Origin of the sequence: Citrobacter sp. wls827 (assembly GCF_005280875.1) — a bacterium.
Taxonomy (GTDB): Bacteria; Pseudomonadota; Gammaproteobacteria; order Enterobacterales; family Enterobacteriaceae; genus Citrobacter; species Citrobacter youngae.
On the sequence record NZ_SZWR01000019.1, the window covers coordinates 238,820 to 259,892 of the forward strand.

The 21,073-nt window shown below is 52.6% G+C and carries 20 protein-coding genes; 14 read left to right on the forward strand and 6 right to left on the reverse strand.

The annotated features are described in order from the left end of the window. Positions 1-1,605 (reverse strand): ATP-dependent endonuclease (locus tag FDX03_RS16440; RefSeq protein ID WP_249357088.1); only part of this gene is annotated, 1,605 nt, incomplete at its 3' end. A 364-nt stretch (positions 1,606-1,969) separates the two neighbouring features. Between FDX03_RS16440 and aqpZ the strand changes: the two genes are divergently transcribed. From aqpZ to hcr, 4 genes are all read left to right on the forward strand, one after another. Then, on the forward strand, positions 1,970-2,665 hold the full coding sequence (gene aqpZ / locus FDX03_RS16445) for an aquaporin Z (protein WP_048212061.1): 696 nt from the start codon (positions 1,970-1,972) through the stop codon (positions 2,663-2,665). Between the two features lie 268 nt (positions 2,666-2,933). Next, on the forward strand, positions 2,934-3,833 hold the full coding sequence (locus tag FDX03_RS16450; RefSeq protein WP_101741491.1) for a lysine exporter LysO family protein: 900 nt from the start codon (positions 2,934-2,936) through the stop codon (positions 3,831-3,833). A 155-nt stretch (positions 3,834-3,988) separates the two neighbouring features. Next, on the forward strand, positions 3,989-5,641 hold the full coding sequence (gene hcp, locus FDX03_RS16455; protein ID WP_048212063.1) for a hydroxylamine reductase: 1,653 nt from the start codon (positions 3,989-3,991) through the stop codon (positions 5,639-5,641). 10 nt (positions 5,642-5,651) lie between these two features. Next, positions 5,652-6,620 (forward strand): NADH oxidoreductase, encoded by a 969-nt coding sequence (gene hcr / locus FDX03_RS16460; RefSeq protein WP_124021578.1) that lies wholly within the window; start codon positions 5,652-5,654, stop codon positions 6,618-6,620. An 87-nt stretch (positions 6,621-6,707) separates the two neighbouring features. Here the strand turns inward: hcr and FDX03_RS16465 are convergent, their stop codons facing one another. After that, the gene (locus FDX03_RS16465) at positions 6,708-7,142 is read right to left on the reverse strand and encodes a DoxX family protein (RefSeq protein ID WP_048212065.1); all 435 of its coding nucleotides are present in this window, start codon (positions 7,140-7,142) and stop codon (positions 6,708-6,710) included. 153 nt (positions 7,143-7,295) lie between these two features. On the opposite strand from FDX03_RS16465, the gene poxB reads away from it, so the two are divergent. From poxB to FDX03_RS16485, 4 genes are all read left to right on the forward strand, one after another. Further along, the gene (gene poxB / locus FDX03_RS16470; RefSeq protein ID WP_121584465.1) at positions 7,296-9,014 is read left to right on the forward strand and encodes a ubiquinone-dependent pyruvate dehydrogenase; all 1,719 of its coding nucleotides are present in this window, start codon (positions 7,296-7,298) and stop codon (positions 9,012-9,014) included. Positions 9,015-9,169: 155 nt separating this feature from the next. Then, entirely contained in the window at positions 9,170-10,171 is a 1,002-nt protein-coding gene (gene ltaE, locus FDX03_RS16475; RefSeq protein ID WP_137346253.1) for a low-specificity L-threonine aldolase, read from the forward strand. A gap of 10 nt (positions 10,172-10,181) precedes the next feature. After that, positions 10,182-11,612 (forward strand): SDR family oxidoreductase, encoded by a 1,431-nt coding sequence (locus FDX03_RS16480; RefSeq protein WP_137346254.1) that lies wholly within the window; start codon positions 10,182-10,184, stop codon positions 11,610-11,612. 97 nt (positions 11,613-11,709) lie between these two features. Then, positions 11,710-12,723 carry an NAD(P)-dependent oxidoreductase gene (locus FDX03_RS16485; protein ID WP_115643591.1) on the forward strand — a complete coding sequence of 338 codons (1,014 nt, stop codon included), beginning with the start codon at positions 11,710-11,712 and terminating at the stop codon, positions 12,721-12,723. 106 nt (positions 12,724-12,829) lie between these two features. Here the strand turns inward: FDX03_RS16485 and FDX03_RS16490 are convergent, their stop codons facing one another. Further along, positions 12,830-13,660, reverse strand: coding sequence for an N-acetylmuramoyl-L-alanine amidase (locus tag FDX03_RS16490; protein ID WP_137346255.1), 831 nt, complete (start codon positions 13,658-13,660; stop codon positions 12,830-12,832). Next, positions 13,657-13,980, reverse strand: a complete 324-nt coding sequence (locus FDX03_RS16495) for a heavy metal-binding domain-containing protein (RefSeq protein WP_001160725.1) — start codon at positions 13,978-13,980, stop codon at positions 13,657-13,659. The genes FDX03_RS16490 and FDX03_RS16495 overlap by 4 nt, the downstream gene beginning before the upstream one ends. 126 nt (positions 13,981-14,106) lie before the next feature. On the opposite strand from FDX03_RS16495, the gene FDX03_RS16500 reads away from it, so the two are divergent. The 6 genes from FDX03_RS16500 (at position 14,107) to artJ (ending at position 18,626) form a co-directional block, all read left to right on the forward strand. After that, complete coding sequence (locus FDX03_RS16500; RefSeq protein WP_115602268.1) at positions 14,107-14,622, forward strand: lipoprotein; 516 nt, start codon at positions 14,107-14,109, stop codon at positions 14,620-14,622. Between the two features lie 224 nt (positions 14,623-14,846). Further along, positions 14,847-15,575 carry an arginine ABC transporter ATP-binding protein ArtP gene (gene artP, locus FDX03_RS16505; RefSeq protein ID WP_003027295.1) on the forward strand — a complete coding sequence of 243 codons (729 nt, stop codon included), beginning with the start codon at positions 14,847-14,849 and terminating at the stop codon, positions 15,573-15,575. Positions 15,576-15,591: 16 nt separating this feature from the next. After that, a complete protein-coding gene (gene artI, locus FDX03_RS16510; RefSeq protein WP_048212071.1) occupies positions 15,592-16,323 on the forward strand; it encodes an arginine ABC transporter substrate-binding protein ArtI in 732 nt (243 codons plus the stop codon). Between the two features lie 6 nt (positions 16,324-16,329). Then, entirely contained in the window at positions 16,330-17,046 is a 717-nt protein-coding gene (artQ, locus tag FDX03_RS16515; protein WP_040231854.1) for an arginine ABC transporter permease ArtQ, read from the forward strand. Further along, on the forward strand, positions 17,046-17,714 hold the full coding sequence (artM, locus tag FDX03_RS16520) for an arginine ABC transporter permease ArtM (RefSeq protein ID WP_048212073.1): 669 nt from the start codon (positions 17,046-17,048) through the stop codon (positions 17,712-17,714). The genes artQ and artM overlap by 1 nt, the downstream gene beginning before the upstream one ends. Positions 17,715-17,894: 180 nt before the next feature. Beyond that, complete coding sequence (gene artJ, locus FDX03_RS16525) at positions 17,895-18,626, forward strand: arginine ABC transporter substrate-binding protein ArtJ (RefSeq protein WP_048212074.1); 732 nt, start codon at positions 17,895-17,897, stop codon at positions 18,624-18,626. Positions 18,627-18,803: 177 nt separating this feature from the next. On the opposite strand, the gene phoH is transcribed toward artJ, so the two are convergent. Together phoH and efeB are read right to left on the reverse strand one after the other, a co-directional pair. Then, complete coding sequence (gene phoH / locus FDX03_RS16530; protein ID WP_005122110.1) at positions 18,804-19,592, reverse strand: phosphate starvation-inducible protein PhoH; 789 nt, start codon at positions 19,590-19,592, stop codon at positions 18,804-18,806. A 520-nt stretch (positions 19,593-20,112) separates the two neighbouring features. After that, a partial coding sequence (efeB, locus tag FDX03_RS16535) for an iron uptake transporter deferrochelatase/peroxidase subunit (RefSeq protein WP_249357089.1) occupies positions 20,113-21,073 on the reverse strand: 961 nt, incomplete at its 5' end.

The window sequence follows — 21,073 nt, forward strand, 5'->3', positions numbered from 1 at the left end:
CAACGTTGGCACCGCTTCAACACCGCGTCGCCCCGCTTCCATCGCCACTTCAATCGCCAGATCCGGTTTTGACGAGCGATGGATCGCCTTCGCTATAATTTTCCGCATATTCATCGGCACATTTTCCGGTATTTGCGCCACCCGATGAAAAACGTCCGAGAACCCCTGGCGGTACATAAAGTGTTCCATATCCAGCGCAGGTAACATGGTCAAATGCTCGCGCTCTTCCTCTTTGTCATCGTTCAGCAGGCTGCGTACCGTGGCCGCATACTTTTTCCCCGCCTCATCGCCATCGACCAACACATGCCACTCAATTCCCATCCGGCGGGCAAACTTCACCAGGGGTTTAAGCCCTGACTGGGCAAATTCAATGACTTTAATCCCTTCGGCATCAAAGTGATGCCCACACTGACGAGCCAGTTCGTTAATGACCCATGTTTCTGTTTCTCCCTCCACCAACAGCCAGCAACGGGCAAACAGTGAAGACGCCCGATTAAAACGGATATGGAAGGCAATGCGCCGCCCATCTTCCGCATTGAGTCCTCCCGGTCCCAGTCGCCAGGCCGCGACGCGGGAAGATTCTCGAACCAAACGGACCACATGTTCAACGGGCGTAAGCGATAACAGTTCACCAGAGTTGGTCGTCGTCACCCGCTGTAGGGGAAGCAGATTCAACAGTTGCCAGGCAACAGACAACATAATGGGGTGTAAGCGCGTTTCAGGATCTTCTACCAGTAGCAACGGACGAGCATCTTTATCCAGTCTTAGCGACCCTTTGGCCTGTAACAGCGTAGAAAACAGTCCCAGCAGAATCACACGGTGCGTGCGCCCTCCGGGTTTATCGATCATACGGTTGATAATATCCAGATAACGCCAGCTGCGTTGCTCGTTGTTGGAGCGTCGGCGCATCAGACGATAGCGGGATTGACCGGAACCTTGTTCTGAAAAGTAGTGCTCCAGCAGTTGAACCATAGCCGAAAGCCCCTGGCGAATCTGCCCATCTGTCAGATTCTGCGGTCGGGTGGCCAACTCACGTGCCATAAAATCCAGTTGACGCGCAGTCACTTCAACATCCGCGGAATCCGGCACCGTTCCATTACGGATGCGCCGCATAAAACGCGCATCACGTAAACGTAATACTGGCATCAAACGCACCAGATGACGCGCCTGATCGTTAATATTGTCGATGGGTAATGGGTGGCCTTCGCCATCAAGAAAACTGCGTAATGTCAGGACGCTGCCGTCATCAGCGCACTCGCCTTCCAGCCGATAAAATATACGGTGATAGTTATCATGGCACGGCGACCAGCACGCTTCTAACGGGCGATATCGGCGCACACGATGGCGACCCGGTTGAGATTCACGAAATGTCAGGACAATATGCAGATGATGTTCCCGGCCCTGGATGTCACCCGGCGGGAACCAGAAATCTTCGCGGTTAAAGTGGTACAAATCCGACTCTGGCGACAACAGCAGGGTTAACGCATCCAGCAGGCTGGACTTACCCCACGCGTTTTCCCCAATCAGCACGTTGTTTTGCTCCAGCATCAACGACAGCCGATTAATACCACGAAACCCAACAATCTCAACGCGTTCGAGAATCATATAGCCTCCGGAAATGCTCACTTTTTCCTTCAAGTTATCAGGAGTATAACGGTAAGCGGGCGCTCAGAACACCCGATATCATCCGCAGATAAATCGAAAGAGTTAAGAATATTCTCTTTAAAAATTACTTTTGAATATAATTTCAGACGTCAATCATCAGACTTCTGATAACTGAACTATGCTTTATTCACCTGAACTCCAAAAAGGATTCGCATCACATTGCCTTAAATCAAATTTTTTTATTAATTTAAGTGGCGAAGGGATGAGATTTTTTTCTAGAATAAGCGCGTTTTAATCATCGTCCCTTTTAGCGATGAAATACCGGGATAGAAAAACTAACCCGGAACTTTTAATTGAGGTGGTTATGTTCAGGAAATTAGCAGCCGAATTCTTCGGCACGTTTTGGCTTGTTTTTGGCGGGTGTGGTAGTGCCGTTCTGGCCGCGGCTTTCCCGGAGTTAGGTATTGGGTTTGCCGGTGTCGCCCTGGCCTTTGGTCTGACAGTATTAACCATGGCATTCGCTGTGGGTCATATTTCAGGTGGCCATTTTAACCCTGCAGTGACATTCGGTTTATGGGCTGGTGGTCGCTTCCCGGCGAAAGACGTTATTGGTTATGTTATTGCTCAGGTTGTGGGCGGCATTGTAGCAGCAGCAGTACTTTATCTTATTGCCAGCGGCAAAGCCGGTTTTGATGCAGCAGCCAGTGGCTTCGCCTCAAACGGTTACGGTGAGCATTCACCTGGCGGGTATTCCATGCTTTCTGCCATCGTAATTGAAATCGTCCTGACCGCAGGTTTCTTATTAGTGATCCACGGTGCGACCGATAAACATGCTCCGGCAGGTTTTGCGCCAATTGCCATCGGTCTTGCATTAACGTTGATTCACCTGATCAGTATCCCGGTCACCAATACATCCGTAAACCCGGCTCGTAGTACTGCGGTTGCTATCTTCCAGGGTGGCTGGGCATTACAACAGCTTTGGTTATTCTGGGTTATGCCGATTATCGGCGGGATCGTCGGCGGTCTTATTTACCGCACCCTGCTGGAAAAACGCGATTAATCGCTAACAACAAGGCCTGATGAATTGTCAGGCCTTTTTTTCCTCGCTATATTTCCTTTTATTTGCAACTTTACTCCCCTCTTTGCTTTCAGTAGTGTGTATATCCGTCATACTTCAAGTTGCAGATGTGTTGACTGCGCTCGCTCCCCCCAGCTACGTACTTATGTACGCTCCCGGGGATTCACTCCCTTGCCGCCTTCCTGCAACTTGAATTATTTAGGTTATAGTTGTGCATTTCGTCTTACTTCTCAGCAAGGATCGGGGTTTCATGTTCTCAGGGCTGTTAATCATTCTGGTACCCCTTATTGTGGGTTACCTCATTCCGCTTCGACACAGAGCCGCATTAAAACTTATCAATCGGCTGTTGAGTTGGATCGTCTACCTTATTCTCTTTTTTATGGGGATCAGTCTGGCGTTTCTGGATAATCTCGCCAGTAATCTGTTATCCATTCTTTATTATTCTGCCGTTAGTGTGACGGTCATTCTGCTGTGTAATATCGCAGCGCTGCTGTGGCTGGAGCGCTCACTCCCCTGGCGACACAGCCACCAGCAAGAGAAGCTCCCCTCCCGAATCGCGATGGCGCTTGAGTCGCTACAGCTTTGCGGCGTCGTGGTGCTGGGTTTTCTGTTGGGTCTTAGCGGATTGTCGATGTTGCAGCACGCGACCGAAGCCAGCGAATATACGCTGATCTTTTTATTATTCCTGGTCGGGATCCAACTGCGAAACAGCGGTATGACATTAAAGCAGATTGTACTGAACCGTCGGGGCATGATTGTTGCCGTGGTCGTGGTGGCCAGTTCTCTGCTGGGCGGCGTCATCAATGCGCTGATCCTCGGCCTGCCGTTGAAAACAGCACTGGCGATGGCATCGGGTTTTGGCTGGTATTCCCTGTCAGGCATTCTGTTGACCGAATCATTCGGTCCAGTCATTGGCAGCGCCGCCTTCTTTAACGACCTGGCGCGTGAGTTGATTGCCATTATGCTGATCCCTGGACTGGTGGTCCGCAGCCGTTCAACCGCATTGGGTCTTTGCGGGGCGACGTCAATGGATTTCACGCTGCCCGTGTTACAACGCAGTGGCGGTCTGGAGATGGTTCCCGCAGCCATTGTGCACGGCTTTATTCTGAGTCTGTTAGTGCCACTGTTAATGGCCTTTTTCTCCGCCTGATACACAGACAAATACCTCTCTGGCGGTAGTCAGCTACCGCCAAAATTGCGCTAAATCAATCTCCCTGCAAGTTGTAGCAGAAATCCCTTTAATCCCTTCGCGCGCAGGCATAACCTTAAACATGTATATCAAATATAACTTTAAAAGGTGTGACCATGTTTTGTGTGCAATGTGAACAAACCATCCGTACTCCGGCAGGAAACGGCTGCTCTTACGCGCAGGGTATGTGCGGTAAAACGGCTGAAACCTCCGATCTGCAGGATCTGCTGATTGCTGCCCTACAAGGTCTGTCTGCATGGGCTGTTAAAGCACGTGAATACGGCATCATCGACCATGAGGTTGATAACTTTGCGCCGCGTGCATTCTTCTCCACGCTGACTAACGTGAACTTCGATTCCCCGCGTATTGTTGGCTATGCTCGTGAAGCTATCGCCATGCGCGATGCACTGAAAGCGCAATGCCTGAACATTGATGCTAACGCAACTGTTGAAAACCCGATGGCCGACCTGCAACTGGTCAGCGACGATCTGGGCGACCTGCAACGTCAGGCCGCTGAATTCACCCCGAACAAAGACAAAGCGACCATCGGCGAGAATATCCTCGGCCTGCGTCTGCTGTGTCTGTACGGTCTGAAAGGTGCGGCAGCTTACATGGAGCACGCACACGTTCTCGGCCAGTACGACAACGATATCTACGCTCAGTACCACAAAATCATGGCGTGGCTGGGTACCTGGCCTTCCGATATGAATGCTCTGCTGGAGTGTTCAATGGAAATCGGCCAGATGAACTTTAAAGTGATGAGCATTCTGGATGCCGGTGAAACCACGAAATACGGTCACCCGACCCCAACCCAGGTCAACGTGAAAGCAACCGAAGGTAAGTGCATTCTGATCTCCGGTCACGACCTGAAAGATTTGTACAACCTGCTTGAGCAGACTGAAGGCACCGGTGTTAACGTTTATACCCACGGTGAAATGCTGCCGGCGCACGGCTACCCGGAGCTGCGTAAGTTCAAACACCTGATCGGTAACTACGGCAGCGGCTGGCAGAACCAGCAGGTTGAATTTGCTCGCTTCCCTGGCCCAATCGTCATGACCTCTAACTGCATCATCGACCCAACCGTTGGCGCATATGATGACCGCATCTGGACCCGTAGCATCGTCGGTTGGCCGGGTGTGAGCCACCTCGAAGGTGATGACTTCGGTCCGGTTATTGCTCAGGCGCAGCAGATGGCTGGCTTCCCGTACAGCGAAATTCCTCATCTGATCACCGTCGGTTTCGGTCGTCAGACGCTGCTGGGTGCAGCTGATACCCTGATTGACCTGGTGAGCCGTGAAAAACTGCGTCACATCTTCCTGGTTGGCGGCTGCGACGGCGCACGTGGTGAACGTAACTACTTCACCGATTTCGCCACCAGCGTACCGGATGACTGCCTGATCCTGACTCTGGCCTGTGGTAAATACCGTTTCAACAAACTGGAATTCGGCGATATCGAAGGTCTGCCGCGTCTGGTCGATGCCGGTCAGTGTAACGATGCCTACTCTGCCATTATCCTGGCGGTCACGCTGGCGGAGAAACTGGGTTGTGGCGTGAACGATCTGCCGCTGTCTCTGGTGCTCTCCTGGTTCGAACAGAAAGCGATTGTTATTCTGCTGACCCTGCTGTCGCTGGGCGTGAAAAACATCGTGACTGGCCCGACTGCGCCTGGCTTCTTCACGCCAGATCTGCTGGCAGTTCTCAACGAGAAATTTGGTCTGCGTTCCGTGACCACCGTTGAAGAAGACATGAAGCAACTGCTGAGCGCGTAAGGAGTAAAGAATGACAATGCCAACTCATCAGTGCCCATGGCGGATGCAGGTTCATCACATCCATCAGGAAACGCCGGATGTATGGACAATTTCGTTGCTGTGCCACGACTATTATCCGTACCGCGCCGGGCAGTATGCACTGGTCAGCGTACGTAATTCAGCGGACACGCTGCGTGCTTACACCATTTCTTCAACGCCGGGCGTTAGCGAATACATTACGCTGACCATCCGCCGCATTGACGAGGGTGCAGGTTCGCAGTGGCTGACCCGTGACGTGAAGCGCGGCGACTACATCTGGCTGTCCGATGCCATGGGTGAATTTACCTGTGAAGATAAAGCAGAAGACAAGTTCCTGATGCTGGCTGCCGGCTGTGGCGTAACGCCAATCATGTCGATGCGTCGCTGGTTGGCGAAGTACCGTCCACAAGCCGACGTGAAGGTGATTTTCAACGTTCGCTCGCCAGAAGATGTCATCTTTGCCGATGAATGGCGTGAATATCCGGTGACATTAGTCGCTGAAAACAATGCCACTCAGGGTTTTGTTTCCGGCCGACTGACCACCGAACTGCTGAAGAACGTCCCGGATCTGACCTCGCGTACCGTGATGACCTGTGGCCCGGCACCGTATATGGATCTGGTCGAAAAAGAAGTGAAAGCGCTTGGCGTAACACGCTTCTTTAAAGAGCAGTTCTTCACACCTGTTGCCGAAGCCGCCACCAGTGGTCTGAAATTCACCAAGCTGCAACCCGCACAAGAGTTCTATGCGCCGGTGGGCACGACGCTACTGGAAGCACTGGAAAGCAACAAGGTTCCGGTCGTTGCCGCATGCCGTGCAGGCGTTTGCGGCTGCTGCAAAACCAAAGTGGTTGACGGTAACTACACGGTCAGCAGCACCATGACGCTGACCGATGCGGAAATTGCGGAAGGTTACGTTCTGGCTTGTTCCTGTCATCCGCAGGGTGATCTGGTACTTGCGTAAAGAGTCATTGCCGGATGGCATACTTATCCGGCCTACAAGAACCGTTGTAGGCCGGACGGAGTATTAATACCGTCATCCGGTCATTTATCACCGCCAGGCTGAATTGCCGCCCAGGGCATATTTTCCCGCGCCCAGGAACGCCACCGCCATCGCGCCAACAAAAAAGTACACCAGACTTTCAATCGCCCATGCACCGGTTTTATCCAGTGTCCAGGTTTCGCCCATCCCGACCATCAGCCATGCCACAACCATCGTAAACGCCAGCCCTAATGCCGCCGGGCGTGTCAGGATCCCAAGAATAATCAGACACGGCGCTACAACCTCTCCCAGCAGAACGCCGTACGCAATAAAGCCCGGGAAACCTTTCGCTATCAGCATGCCGCTGATGCCATCAATACCCGCGAACAGTTTATGCAGCCCATGAAACAGCATCAGTCCACCGACAGCAAGGCGTAACAAAAACTTGCCAAAATCTTCGTGAGCCAGTACCCGGTTAACTGTATTTAATAGTTTTATAACCATTTGAATTTATTCCTTGTTTCACCATGTGCAATTAACAAACTACGCTTAATACAGATTAAATGAAACCTGCCGGAAATAAGGGGTAATGAGAAGCATAACGATTATCTTCATCTAAACTTGTAACCGGTATCACATTAGAGGAGAAGGAAAACCATGAAACAAACGGTTGCCGCTTTTATTGCTAAAACACTCGAACAAGCTGGCGTTAAACGTATTTGGGGTGTGACGGGAGACTCGCTCAATGGCCTTAGTGACAGTCTGAATCGTATGGGCACGATTGACTGGATGCCAACCCGCCATGAAGAGGTTGCCGCTTTTGCCGCAGGCGCAGAAGCCCAACTGACCGGTGAGCTGGCCGTCTGTGCCGGCTCATGCGGACCGGGAAACCTGCACCTGATTAACGGCCTGTTTGATTGCCACCGCAACCATGTCCCGGTGCTGGCGATTGCCGCGCATATCCCATCCAGTGAAATAGGCAGCGGTTATTTTCAGGAGACCCACCCGCAGGAGTTGTTCCGCGAATGTAGCCACTATTGCGAGCTGGTTTCCAGCCCTGAGCAGATCCCCCAGGTGCTGGCTATAGCTATGCGTAAAGCGGTGCTCAACCGTGGCGTCTCCGTGGTGGTATTACCCGGCGACGTGGCGCTGAAGCCCGCCCCTGAAAGCGCCACCACGCACTGGTATCATGCGCCGCTCCCGATAGTGACCCCGGAAGAGGAAGAACTGAGAAAACTGGCGCAACTGCTGCGCTACTCCAGCAACATCGCCCTGATGTGCGGCAGCGGCTGCGCCGGTGCGCATAAAGAGCTGGTTGAGTTTGCGGCTAAAATCAAAGCCCCGATCGTGCACGCTCTGCGCGGGAAAGAGCATGTTGAGTACGATAACCCGTACGACGTGGGTATGACCGGGTTAATTGGCTTTTCATCCGGCTTCCATACCATGATGAATGCCGACACGCTGGTTTTGCTCGGCACCCAGTTCCCCTATCGCCCGTTCTACCCCTCTGATGCCAAAATTATTCAGATTGATATCAATCCCGCAAGCATTGGCGCACACAGCAAAGTGGATATGGCGCTGGTAGGCGATATTAAATCCACCCTCCGCGCCCTGCTGCCGTTGGTGGAAGAAAAAACCGAGCGACAGTTCCTGGATAAAGCGCTGGAACACTATCGCGAGGCGCGCAAAGGGCTGGATGATTTAGCCAAACCCAGCGATAAAGCCATTCACCCGCAATATCTGGCGCAACAGATCAGCCACTTTGCCGCTGACGATGCCATCTTTACCTGCGACGTTGGCACGCCAACGGTGTGGGCAGCACGCTATCTGAAAATGAACGGCAAACGTCGCCTGATTGGATCCTTTAACCATGGGTCGATGGCCAATGCCATGCCGCAGGCACTCGGCGCACAAGCAACCGAACCAGGACGCCAGGTTGTGGCAATGTGCGGTGACGGCGGCTTTAGCATGCTGATGGGCGATTTTCTGTCGGTGGTACAAATGAAGTTACCGGTGAAGATTATTGTCTTCAACAACAGCGTGCTGGGATTTGTGGCGATGGAGATGAAGGCTGGTGGTTATCTGACTGACGGCACCGAACTGCACGACACGAATTTCGCACGGATTGCCGAGGCCTGTGGCATCACGGGCATTCGCGTGGAGAAATCTTCAGAGGTTGATGAGGCGCTGCAAAGGGCGATGTCAATTGACGGTCCGGTGCTGGTCGATGTGGTGGTGGCGAAAGAAGAGCTGGCAATCCCACCGCAGATCAAGCTCGAACAAGCCAAAGGTTTTAGCCTGTATATGCTGCGCGCAATCATCAGCGGACGCGGTGATGAAGTGATCGAACTGGCGAAAACTAACTGGCTCAGGTAAAACATCCTTATTAAACCACACACAAAATCATTCATGATGCATCAAGGCGGCAAGCCCGAAAATCCCCAGGAGCATAGGAATACTATGTGACTGGGGTTTGAGGGTGAGGCCAACGCCGAGGCAGCTTGAAGGATGAAGTGTAATAAGGAGATACCATGATTGATTTACGCAGTGATACCGTCACACGACCCAGTCGCGCCATGCTCGAAGAGATGATGGCCGCCCCGGTCGGGGACGACGTCTACGGTGATGACCCTACCGTTAATGCCCTCCAGCAATACGCAGCCGAGCTTTCTGGCAAAGAAGCCGCAATTTTCTTACCTACCGGCACTCAGGCGAACCTGGTGGCCCTGCTCAGCCATTGTCAGCGCGGCGAAGAGTATATCGCCGGTCAGGGCGCGCATAACTATCTCTACGAAGCGGGTGGCGCAGCGGTGCTTGGTAGCATTCAACCGCAACCCATTGATGCCGCGCCGGATGGCTCCCTGCCGCTGGACAAAGTTGCAGCAAAAATCAAAGCAGACGATATCCATTTTGCCCGCACCCGTCTGCTCAGCCTGGAAAACACGCATAACGGCAAAGTGCTGCCGCGCGAGTATCTGAAAGAGGCCTGGGAATTCACCCGGGAGCGCAATCTTGCCCTGCACGTCGACGGCGCGCGTATTTTTAACGCCATCGTCGCCTATGGCTGTGAGCTTAAAGATGTCACGCAATACTGCGACTCGTTCACCATTTGTCTTTCCAAAGGTCTGGGAACGCCGGTAGGCTCGCTGCTGGTCGGCAGCCACGAGTACATCAAGCGTGCCATTCGCTGGCGCAAAATGACCGGCGGCGGAATGCGCCAGGCGGGTATTTTGGCGGCGGCCGGACTGTATGCGCTGAAAAATAACGTGGCGCGTTTGCAGGAAGACCATGACAACGCCGCCTGGATGGCGGAGCAACTGCGCGAAGCAGGGGCGGACGTCATGCGCCACGACACCAACATGCTGTTTGTTCGTGTTGGCGAAGAGCACGCTACCGCGCTGGGCGAATACATGAAAGCACAAGGCGTGCTGATTAACGCCTCGCCGATTGTGCGCCTGGTGATGCATCTGGACGTATCGCGTGAACAACTTACCGAAGTCGTCGCCCACTGGCGCGCTTTTTTAACCCGCTAAGGAGATGGGCGTGCCGCAACGGATTTTGGTTCTTGGCGCCAGTGGTTACATTGGTCAGCATCTGGTACAGGCGCTCAGCCAGCAAGGGCATCAGGTGTTGGCTGCGGCACGTCGCATTGAACGACTGGAAAAGCAGCAACTGGCCAACGTCAGTTGCCATAAGGTCGATTTGAATTGGCCAGATAACCTTACGCCGTTGCTGACCGGCGTTGATACGGTTTATTACCTGGTCCATGGCATGGGTGAAGGCGGTGATTTTATCGCCCACGAACGTCAGGTGGCGATGAACGTGCGCGATGCGCTGCGTAATACACCGGTCAATCAGCTTATTTTCCTGAGCTCATTACAGGCTCCCCGGCATGAACAATCCGATCATCTGCGTGCGCGACAGATAACCGCAGATACTCTGCGTGAATCGGGCGTGCCAATGACGGAATTGCGTGCGGGCATTATCGTGGGGGCAGGTTCTGCTGCCTTTGAAGTAATGCGCGATATGGTTTACAACCTGCCGGTTCTCACCCCTCCACGCTGGGTACGCTCGCGTACCACACCTATCGCGCTGGAGAATTTAATGTACTACCTGGTGGCGCTATTGGACCATCCCACACAACATCACCGCGTACTCGAAGCCGCCGGGCCGCAGGTGTTGAGCTATCAGGAACAGTTCGAGCATTTTATGGCGGTCAGCGGTAAACATCGCCTGCTCATCCCCATCCCCTTTCCTACCCGCTGGATTTCGGTCTGGTTTTTAAACGTCATTACGTCAGTGCCGCCAACCACGGCCAAAGCGCTGATCCAGGGCTTAAAACACGACCTGCTGGCCGATGACACCGAACTACGTGCGCTGATCCCGCAAAAGCTGATTGCCTTTGATGACGCGGTGCGCAGCACGTTGAAGGAAGAAGAGAAGCTGGTCAACTCCAGCGACTGGGGTTACGACGCACAGGCGTTTGCCCGCTGGCGTCCTGAATATGGCTATTTTGCCAAACAGGCTGGCTTTAGCGTCGAAACCTCCGCCAGCAAAAAAGCGTTGTGGCAGGTCGTGAACCGGCTCGGCGGCAAAGAAGGCTACTTCTTTGGCAACATTTTGTGGAAAACGCGTGCGGCGTTAGATCTGCTGGTCGGCCATAAGCTGGCAAAAGGCCGACCACAACACCCGCTATTACAGGTTGGCGATACTGTCGATAGCTGGAAAGTTATCATTGTTGAACCCGAGAAACAGCTGACGCTGCTGTTTGGAATGAAAGCGCCTGGTTTGGGTCGCCTGAGCTTCACACTGGAAGATAAAGGCGATCACCGACGCATTGATGTACGCGCCTGGTGGCATCCGCACGGCATGCCTGGCCTCTTCTACTGGCTGTTGATGATTCCCGCCCACCTGTTCATTTTCAGGGGGATGGCGAAGCGTATAGCCAAACTTGCAGAACAAATCACAGACTAATGCGAAAAAGAGACTGTATTCTTTCATGTTTCCCATTGCATACAGACGTAATTCACGGAAGAATGCGCACGACGTTTTTTAAACACAGTGGATTGATATGAAGGTACTGGTTACCGGAGCCACCAGCGGCTTAGGCCGAAACGCGGTTGAGTTTTTATGCAGCAGAGGCGTCAGCGTCAGAGCGACCGGTCGCAACGAAGCGATGGGCAAACTGCTGGAAAAAATGGGCGCAGAATTTGTGCATGCCGATTTGACCGAGCTGGTTTCTTCGCAGGCAAAAGTGATGCTTGCCGGCATCGACACGCTGTGGCACTGCTCCAGTTTTACCTCACCGTGGGGAACTCAGGAAGCCTTCGATCTGGCCAACGTTCGCGCAACTCGCCGCCTGGGCGAGTGGGCCGTGGCCTGGGGCGTGCGTAACTTCATTCATATCTCCTCGCCGTCGCTCTATTTTGATTATCACCACCATCGCGATATCAAAGAGGACTTTCGTCCGCACCGCTTCGCCAATGAATTTGCCCGCAGCAAAGCGGCTGGCGAAGACGTGATCGCGTTGCTGGCACAGGCCAACCCGCAGACCCGTTTTACGGTATTGCGTCCACAAAGCCTGTTCGGACCACACGATAAGGTCTTTATCCCGCGCCTGGCCCATATGATGTACCACTATGGCAGCATCCTGTTGCCGCACGGCGGAAGTGCGCTGGTAGATATGACCTACTACGAAAATGCGGTGCACGCGATGTGGCTGGCAAGTCAGCAAGCCTGCGATAAGCTGCCTTCAGGTCGCGCGTACAACATTACCAACGGCGAGCATCGCACTCTGCGCAGCATTGTGCAGAAGCTCATCGACGAGCTGAATATTGATTGTCGGATCCGCTCAGTTCCCTACCCGATGTTGGACATGATTGCCCGCAGCATGGAACGTTTAGGCAATAAATCGGCAAAAGAGCCAAAGCTGACGCATTACGGCGTCTCGAAGCTAAATTTTGATTTTACGCTGGATACTACCCGCGCTCAGGAAGAGTTGGGTTATCAGCCCATTGTGACGCTGGATGCAGGGATTGAACGTACCGCGGCCTGGCTGCGCGACCACGGTAAGCTGCCGCGTTAACCATTGCCGGATGGCGGCGCAAGCGCCTTATCCGGCCTACAAAAAACCAGCCCAAATTAGCCGTAGGCCTGATAAGCGAAGCGCCATCAGGCATTGGTGTTCTGCGTTAACCCTGCCCGTATTTCTCCAGTAACGCTTCGGCAATCGCCTGAGTTTCTGCATCCGCCACGCCGTTCCACAGCGTCGGGCGGAAATGCATCTGGAAGGCCATAATCACCCGCTGCTGTTCGCGCGGCGTCATATCAGATTTTACCTCATAGCCGTAGCGCGACAGCAGATCGAGTAAAGATGCGGTTGCTACCGGCGTATGAGGCGCTCGCCCGGCAAGATAAAACGCCACACGCTGAGCATCCGGCCACGCGCCAATGCCCTGTTCGGCCAACACTTTCCATGGGAAAAGCGGTCCGGGATCGTCCTTTCGTTGCGGGGCGATGTCCGCATGGGCTACCACGTTCTGCGGTTTGATGTCGTAGCGGGCGATAATATCTTTCGCCAATGGGATCAACGCCTGAATCTGCGCGGGCTCAAACGGCGCAAAATATTTTATCCCTGCCGATTTTTGCCAGCCGCGGTTTTCCAGCTCAATGCCAATTGAGGTATCGTTAATACGCGTAGCGCCACGCCAGAAGCTAATCCCCGCATGCCAGGCCAGATCTTTTTCCGGCACCAGTTGCCAGATACGCGGTTTGCCGTGGTAGAGCGGCGGCACAGCCGGGATCAGATAGTGCGAGCTGACGTTTTTATCGGTCAGCGTAGCCAGAGAAGAGTCAAAATCATCGGCCGTGTAATGGATAACCAGTACTTTAATGCGCGGATAAGCAGCCTGTGCCTGACGGCGGGTATCTAACTGATACCCGTCTTTGTCGACAATCCCTTTTTCGCCAGCACATCCCACCAGCAACAGCGTAAATGCCAGCAGACACAACAGACGCTTCATCGGCGAGTTTTCACCGCCGTGCCGCTGACGCTCACCATCAGCATACTGCCGTCTTTGCCCACGGTTTCGTAATCAATATCAATACCGACCACCGCATCAGCACCCAGCGCTTTCGCCTGTTCGCCCAACTCCTGGAAAGCAATTTCACGCGCTTTACGCAGCTCTTTTTCATACGCGCCGGAGCGACCGCCGACAATATCGCGAATGCCGGCGAAAAAATCGCGGAAGATATTCGCGCCTAAAATGGCTTCGCCAGTAACAACACCGCAGTATTCCACGATGCTCTGCCCTTCCAGCGTAGGGGTAGTCGAAAACTGCATGGTTAATCTCCTTTTTGCGCTAAGAGCACGATCTCAAAAGCATTATCGAACCGATCCACTATCATTGAAAGGATATATTCTATCAACGTAGAACACTAATAGTAGAAAGCTAATAAGGAAATCATTATGCGCTACTCGAAACTCTCTCTGCTGGTTCCCTGTGCACTCCTTCTCAGCGCCTGTACTACCGTGACGCCGGTTTATAAAGATAACGGCGCGCGTAGCGGTTCATGCGTAGAAGGTGGGCCAGACAGCGTGGCTCAACAATTCTATGATTACCGTATTCAGCATCGAAACAACGATCTTACCGCCCTGCGCCCATACCTCAGCGACAACCTGGCAAAACTGCTGAACGATGCCAGCCGTGATAACGCGCATCGCGCTCTGTTTAACAGCGATCCGTTCTCCAGTCGTGCCACATTACCAGATAGCGCCAGCGTCGCCAGCGCATCAACCATTCCGAATAGCGATGCACGCAATATTCCGCTGCGCGTCGAACTCAAACAAGGCGATCAGAGCTGGCGCGATGAAGTGCTGATGATCCGCGAAGGCCAGTGCTGGGTGATCGATGATGTGCGTTATCTGGGCGGCAGCGTACACGCGCCAGCCGGGACGTTGCGCCAGTCTGTCGAAAACCGCTAACTGCCCCATTCACCGTCAAAATCATAAACCCCTTAAATTGTCTGGCATTCTGCATAGAATGCCGACAATTATTCTTGCCCACTGGTAGCCCCGCTATTTTGTGCTATTTTTAGATAAGAATGCGGTTTGCATTTAACTTTTAACGCATAAATATTGCATAACTATTCTGTCAAAGGTAGTATCTGCGGCTTCAATAGCTATCAGACTGCCAGTATCGAGTGTCAATGAGTATTCAATTAAACGGCATTAACTGCTTCTACGGCGCACATCAGGCGCTGTTCGATATCACGCTGGATTGCCCTCAGGGTGAAACACTGGTGTTACTTGGCCCAAGTGGAGCCGGGAAAAGCTCGCTACTGCGCGTACTCAACCTGCTTGAGATGCCGCGCTCGGGCACGCTCTCTATTGCGGGTAACCGTTTCGACTTCACGAAAACCCCGTCAGATAAAGCCATTCGGGATCTGCGTCAAAACGTGGGCATGGTCTTTCAGCAATATAATCTTTGGCCGCATCTCACGGTGGTGCAGAACCTGATTGAAGCGCCCTGCCGCGTACTCGGTCTGACAAAAGAGCAAGCGATGGCGCGCGCCGAGAAACTGCTGGAACGTCTGCGCCTGAAGCCATACAGCGATCGCTATCCGCTGCATCTCTCCGGCGGCCAGCAGCAGCGTGTGGCTATTGCCCGCGCGTTGATGATGGAGCCACAGGTATTGCTGTTTGATGAGCCTACCGCAGCGCTTGATCCGGAAATTACCGCCCAAATCGTCAGCATCATTCGTGAGCTGGCAGAAACCAATATTACTCAGGTGATCGTCACCCACGAAGTGGAAGTTGCTCGTAAAACGGCCAGTCGCGTGGTGTACATGGAAAACGGTCATATCGTCGAGTTTGGGGATGCGAGCTGCTTTGCCAACCCGCAAACCGAAGCGTTTAAAAACTATCTTTCTCACTAAGATTCGGGACAATACAATGAAAAAAGTTCTGATTGCCGCGCTAATCGCAGGTTTTAGCCTTTCCGCTACCGCAGCCCAAACCATTCGTTTCGCCACCGAAGCGTCTTATCCTCCATTTGAATCGATCGATGCTAACAACAAGATCGTAGGCTTTGACGTTGATCTGGCGAATGCGCTATGTAAAGAGATTGACGCCACATGTACCTTCACCAATCAGGCCTTCGACAGCCTGATCCCGAGCCTGAAATTCCGTCGTTTTGACGCGGTGATGGCCGGTATGGACATCACGCCTGAACGTGAAAAACAGGTTCTGTTCACCACCCCGTATTACGACAACTCTGCGCTGTTTGTTGGCCAACAGGGTAAATACACCAGCATTGAGCAGCTGAAAGGCAAAAAAGTCGGTGTTCAAAACGGTACTACGCACCAGAAATTCATCATGGATAAACATCCGGAAGTGACTACCGTGCCGTATGACAGTTATCAGAATGCCAAACTCGATCTGCAAAACGGTCGTATTGACGGCGTCTTTGGTGATACCGCAGTAGTAACGGAATGGCTGAAAGACAATCCGAAACTGGCCGCGGTTGGCGACAAAGTCACGGATAAAGATTACTTCGGTACCGGTCTGGGCATTGCTGTGCGCCAGGGCAATACCGAGCTGCAGCAGAAATTTAACGCTGCGTTGGAAAAAGTGAAGAAAGATGGGACTTACGAGACCATCTACAACAAATGGTTCCAGAAGTAATATTTGATGAATGAATTTTTTCCTTTAGCAAGCGCCGCCGGGATGACCGTCGGCCTTGCCGTTTGTGCGCTGATCATTGGCCTTGCGCTCGCCATGTTTTTTGCCGTCTGGGAGTCAGTAAAATGGCGCCCGGTGGCATGGGCAGGTTCAGCGCTGGTCACCATTCTGCGCGGGTTACCAGAAATTCTGGTGGTTCTGTTTATCTATTTCGGCTCCTCACAACTGCTGCTGACGCTGGCCGATGGCTTTACGATCAATCTCGGGTTTGTACAAATCCCAGTGCAGATGCAGATCGAAAACTTCGACGTCAGCCCGTTCCTGTGCGGTGTGATTGCGCTGTCATTGCTGTATGCCGCTTACGCGTCGCAAACGCTGCGTGGCGCGCTGAAGGCCGTACCACTCGGGCAATGGGAGTCAGGTCAGGCATTGGGTTTATCTAAAACCGCGATCTTCTTTCGCCTGGTGATGCCGCAGATGTGGCGTCACGCGCTGCCGGGGCTCGGTAACCAGTGGCTGGTATTGCTGAAAGATACCGCGCTGGTCAGCCTTATCAGCGTGAACGATCTGATGCTGCAAACCAAGAGCATCGCTACCCGTACCCAGGAACCCTTTACCTGGTACATTGTGGCGGCCGCTATTTACCTGGTGATTACACTGGTGAGTCAGTACATTCTCAAACGCATTGACCTGCGCGCGACACGTTTTGAGCGGAGACCGGGCTGATGCTTGAGTATTTACCTGAATTGTTGAAAGGGCTGCATACCAGCCTGACGCTGACGGTCGCCTCCATCGTAGTTGCTCTGGTGTTGGCGCTGATTTTCACTGTCATCCTGACGCTTAAGACGCCGATTGTGGTCTGGCTGGTTCGCGCCTATATCACGTTGTTTACCGGTACACCGCTGCTGGTGCAAATTTTCCTGATCTACTACGGACCAGGGCAGTTCCCTGCGCTGCAGGAATATCCGGTGCTCTGGCATTTGCTGTCAGAACCGTGGCTGTGCGCGTTAATCGCGCTGTCCTTAAACAGTGCGGCCTATACCACGCAACTGTTTTACGGTGCGATTCGAGCAATCCCGGAAGGCCAGTGGCAGTCCTGTGGTGCGCTGGGGATGAGCAAGAAGGATACGCTGGCCATTCTGCTGCCGTACGCCTTTAAACGCGCCCTCTCCTCGTATTCCAACGAAGTGGTGCTGGTCTTTAAAAGTACCTCATTGGCATACACCATCACGCTCATGGAAGTAATGGGCTATAGCCAGTTGCTGTACGGTCGCACTTATGACGTGATGGTTTTCGGCGCAGCCGGCGTGATTTACCTGATCGTCAACGGCTTGCTGACGCTGATGATGCGCTTAATCGAACGTAAAGCGCTGGCGTTTGAACAGCGTAATTAAGCCAAATAACTGCATAAACCTAAAAACACAAGACGGGCAAGTCTCACAATAGCCCGTCTTTTTTTACATCAATAAAAATACTTAATCATTTTTATTGCATATAAATTCATTAAATGGCATTGTTAATCCACGCCGCAGACACGGTAAATAATCATAAGATTGACAGACGGGAGTTCCACCATGAAAAAGTTAGTACTGGCCGCATTACTTGCTACTTTCGCCGCTGGCGCCTCAGCTGCAGATAAAATTAATTTCGGTGTATCAGCGACTTACCCGCCATTTGAGTCGCTGGACGCCAGCAATAAAATTGTCGGTTTTGACATCGACCTGGCAACGGCACTGTGCAAACAAATGCAGGCAGACTGTACTTTCACCAATCACGCTTTCGATAGCCTGATCCCCGCGCTGAAATTCAAGAAATATGATGCGGTGATTTCCGGCATGGACATCACGCCTGAACGTAGCAAGCAGGTTTCCTTCACCCAGCCGTACTATGCCAACTCAGCGCTGGTAATTGCGAAGAAAGACACCTATAAAAGCTTTGATGATCTGAAAGGCAAACGTATTGGGATGGAAAACGGCACCACGCACCAGAAATACCTGCAGGACAAACATCCTGAAGTAAAAACCGTGGCCTACGACAGCTATCAGAATGCGATTATCGACCTGAAAAATGGCCGTATTGATGGCGTATTTGGCGACACTGCCGTCGTCAATGAGTGGCTGAAAACTAATCCACAGTTAGGTACTGCAACGGCAAAAGTCACCGATCCGCAATACTTTGGTACGGGTCTTGGCATTGCTGTTCGCCCGGATAACAAAGCACTGCTGGAAAAACTGAACAGTGCGCTGGCCGCCATCAAAGCGGACGGCACGTACCAGAAAATCAGTGACCAGTGGTTCCCACAGTAACCTCAGTTTTATTTAAAAAGCCGCGACCAGCGGCTTTTTTATAGCTATTTTCCCATGCGGGATACAACGTGAACACCTGACCTCACCAACAATGTTGGCCACGCCATCAGTCCGTTGTGCTCATAGGGGTACAAAAAACAAAGCCCGGTTTCCCGGGCCTTGAAGACGCAAAACAGATCAATTGTAAGCATTGAGCGTCCGCTGACACAGTGCCGAGCGAACGCAATCATCTTTGTTGAATCGAACGATCCCAATCATGTCATCTTCTTCGAAACGGGCCAGCGCATCGCTTAGCCCTGAACGAACATGAGCGGGGAGATCGCACTGGGTAATATCCCCATTCACAATCACCGTCACATTCTCTCCGAGGCGAGTCAAAAACATCTTCATTTGCGCAGCAGTCACATTCTGAGCCTCATCCAGAATAACAACAGCATTTTCAAATGTACGTCCCCGCATATACGCGAACGGCGCGATTTCTACCTTACCAATCTCAGGTCGCAGGCAATATTGCATAAAGGAGGCTCCCAGACGTTTTACCAGCACGTCATAAACCGGACGAAAATAGGGAGCGAACTTCTCGGAGACATCCCCAGGTAAGAAGCCGAGGTCTTCATCAGCTTGCAGAACTGGACGGGTTACAATGATCCTGTCCACATCTTTGTGGATCAGGGCTTCTGCTGCTTTCGCCGCGCTGATCCAGGTTTTACCACACCCGGCTTCACCGGTGGCGAAGATCAGCTGCTTGCTCTCGATAGCATTCAGGTAGTGCGCCTGAGCTTCATTTCGCGCCGTGATCGGTGTGGCGTCGCGGCTATCACGCGCCATACCAATCGCTTCTACGCCGCCCATCTGCACAAGCGAGGTGACCGATTCATCTTCGCGCTGTTTATGGCTACGCGAATCCCGCCTCAGCACACGTTTTGCTTCGCGACGAGCTTTGATCACTGCTTTTTGTCTTCCCATGGATAGCACCTTGAGTTGTAGGTATACATCACACGCGCCGTTGGCGGCACGATTATGCGCACGAACATCTGAGGGTTGGCTTCCTTGTAAGCCATTGCCTGCCTTCGGATAAGACGCCATACACGGCTACGCGCACCGTACAGGGTGTCAGTTACAAGGATAAGAAGTGAAAGGGAGAGAGATTTAACGGTGACGAGATGGCTACCGGAAGAGAAACGTCCGCGTAAGGGACTGCAATAACGTTGAAAAACATGTCCAGTACAGGACTTTTCCATTCGCGATCTCCATAGTGAACGACTATCACCGCCGGGAACTACCGCTATTACTTATAATTACATCATAACCCTTCGTTAATGCAACAATATTTTTACTTATTGTTAACTTAATTTCATCTTATCGCCAGCAACAGTCTCTTGCAGAGAGATGACAGAATTATTTCAGTCGCCGCCGATCATGAAAAATAATTTTTTCATTCATCAGAGTGTCAGGAAATGCCCCGCCGCACTGCGGGGCACAATCATCATGCTTCGAGCAGGGCCTGTCCCAGATAATGGTCTGCAGTTTTGACGCCCGGCAAGGCAAAGAAGTATCCCCCACCAATAGGTTTGACATACTCCTCAAGCGCTTCACCGTTCAGGCGTTTCTGCACCGTCAAAAACCCTTTTTCCAGGTCGTGCTGATAGCAAACAAACAACAGTCCCATATCCAGTTGACCAGAATTGGTCACGCCGAGCGAATAGCTGTAGCCACGGCGCATCATCAAACTGGAGTCAGTCTCTTTGGTGCGCGGATTTGCCAGACGGATATGGCTGTCGAGTGCAATTACCTCGCCTTCGGGATCGTTGGCGTAATCCGGCACATCATGCTCGTGCTGCATACCCAGCGGTGCGCCGGTATGTTTATCGCGGCCGAAAATCGTTTGCTGCTCTTTAAGCGGCGTACGGTCCCAGAATTCCACGCGGAACTGGATGAGCCTGACGGCCTGATAGCTACCATCTTGTGCCCATGCCGGTTCCCCCTGCTCCGCAGTGACCCACACCACGTTTTGCATCAGCGTTGCATTGGCTGCGTCGGGATTCGCGGTTCCATCCTTAAATCCCAGCAAATTGACAGGTGTCTCTTTACCTTTACTGCGTGCGGCGTGGTCGGAAATAAACCCTTCCCGCTTCCAGCGCACGCTGAGCAGATCAGGCGTGTGCTTAATGATATCGCGCAGCGCATGGATAACGGTGTCCTGCGTGTTGGCGCAAATCTGCAACAGCAAATCGCCATGACATAACGCAGCATCCAGTGAGTCATTCGGAAAACGCGTCATTTTTTGCAGTTTTTTCGGCATCTGTGCTTTCAGATCATAGCGATCATCAAACAGTGAAGAGCCAACCGACAGCGTCATCGTCAGATTATCCGGCGCTATGTATGCCCCAAGAATACCGGAATCCATTGGCGGTAAACGTGGATTCGGCGTTTCTGGCGCCGGCCCA

Bases quoted from the DNA above. Each gene is read 5' to 3' on its own strand.
- aqpZ (WP_048212061.1), top strand. From the start codon at position 1,970: ATGTTCAGGAAATTAGCAGCCGAATTCTTCGGCACGTTTTGGCTTGTT.
- FDX03_RS16450 (WP_101741491.1), top strand. From the start codon at position 2,934: ATGTTCTCAGGGCTGTTAATCATTCTGGTACCCCTTATTGTGGGTTAC.
- hcp (WP_048212063.1), top strand. From the start codon at position 3,989: ATGTTTTGTGTGCAATGTGAACAAACCATCCGTACTCCGGCAGGAAAC.
- hcr (WP_124021578.1), top strand. From the start codon at position 5,652: ATGACAATGCCAACTCATCAGTGCCCATGGCGGATGCAGGTTCATCAC.
- FDX03_RS16465 (WP_048212065.1), bottom strand. From the start codon at position 7,142: ATGGTTATAAAACTATTAAATACAGTTAACCGGGTACTGGCTCACGAA.
- poxB (WP_121584465.1), top strand. From the start codon at position 7,296: ATGAAACAAACGGTTGCCGCTTTTATTGCTAAAACACTCGAACAAGCT.
- ltaE (WP_137346253.1), top strand. From the start codon at position 9,170: ATGATTGATTTACGCAGTGATACCGTCACACGACCCAGTCGCGCCATG.
- FDX03_RS16485 (WP_115643591.1), top strand. From the start codon at position 11,710: ATGAAGGTACTGGTTACCGGAGCCACCAGCGGCTTAGGCCGAAACGCG.
- FDX03_RS16490 (WP_137346255.1), bottom strand. From the start codon at position 13,660: ATGAAGCGTCTGTTGTGTCTGCTGGCATTTACGCTGTTGCTGGTGGGA.
- FDX03_RS16495 (WP_001160725.1), bottom strand. From the start codon at position 13,980: ATGCAGTTTTCGACTACCCCTACGCTGGAAGGGCAGAGCATCGTGGAA.
- FDX03_RS16500 (WP_115602268.1), top strand. From the start codon at position 14,107: ATGCGCTACTCGAAACTCTCTCTGCTGGTTCCCTGTGCACTCCTTCTC.
- artP (WP_003027295.1), top strand. From the start codon at position 14,847: ATGAGTATTCAATTAAACGGCATTAACTGCTTCTACGGCGCACATCAG.
- artI (WP_048212071.1), top strand. From the start codon at position 15,592: ATGAAAAAAGTTCTGATTGCCGCGCTAATCGCAGGTTTTAGCCTTTCC.
- artQ (WP_040231854.1), top strand. From the start codon at position 16,330: ATGAATGAATTTTTTCCTTTAGCAAGCGCCGCCGGGATGACCGTCGGC.
- artM (WP_048212073.1), top strand. From the start codon at position 17,046: ATGCTTGAGTATTTACCTGAATTGTTGAAAGGGCTGCATACCAGCCTG.
- artJ (WP_048212074.1), top strand. From the start codon at position 17,895: ATGAAAAAGTTAGTACTGGCCGCATTACTTGCTACTTTCGCCGCTGGC.
- phoH (WP_005122110.1), bottom strand. From the start codon at position 19,592: ATGGGAAGACAAAAAGCAGTGATCAAAGCTCGTCGCGAAGCAAAACGT.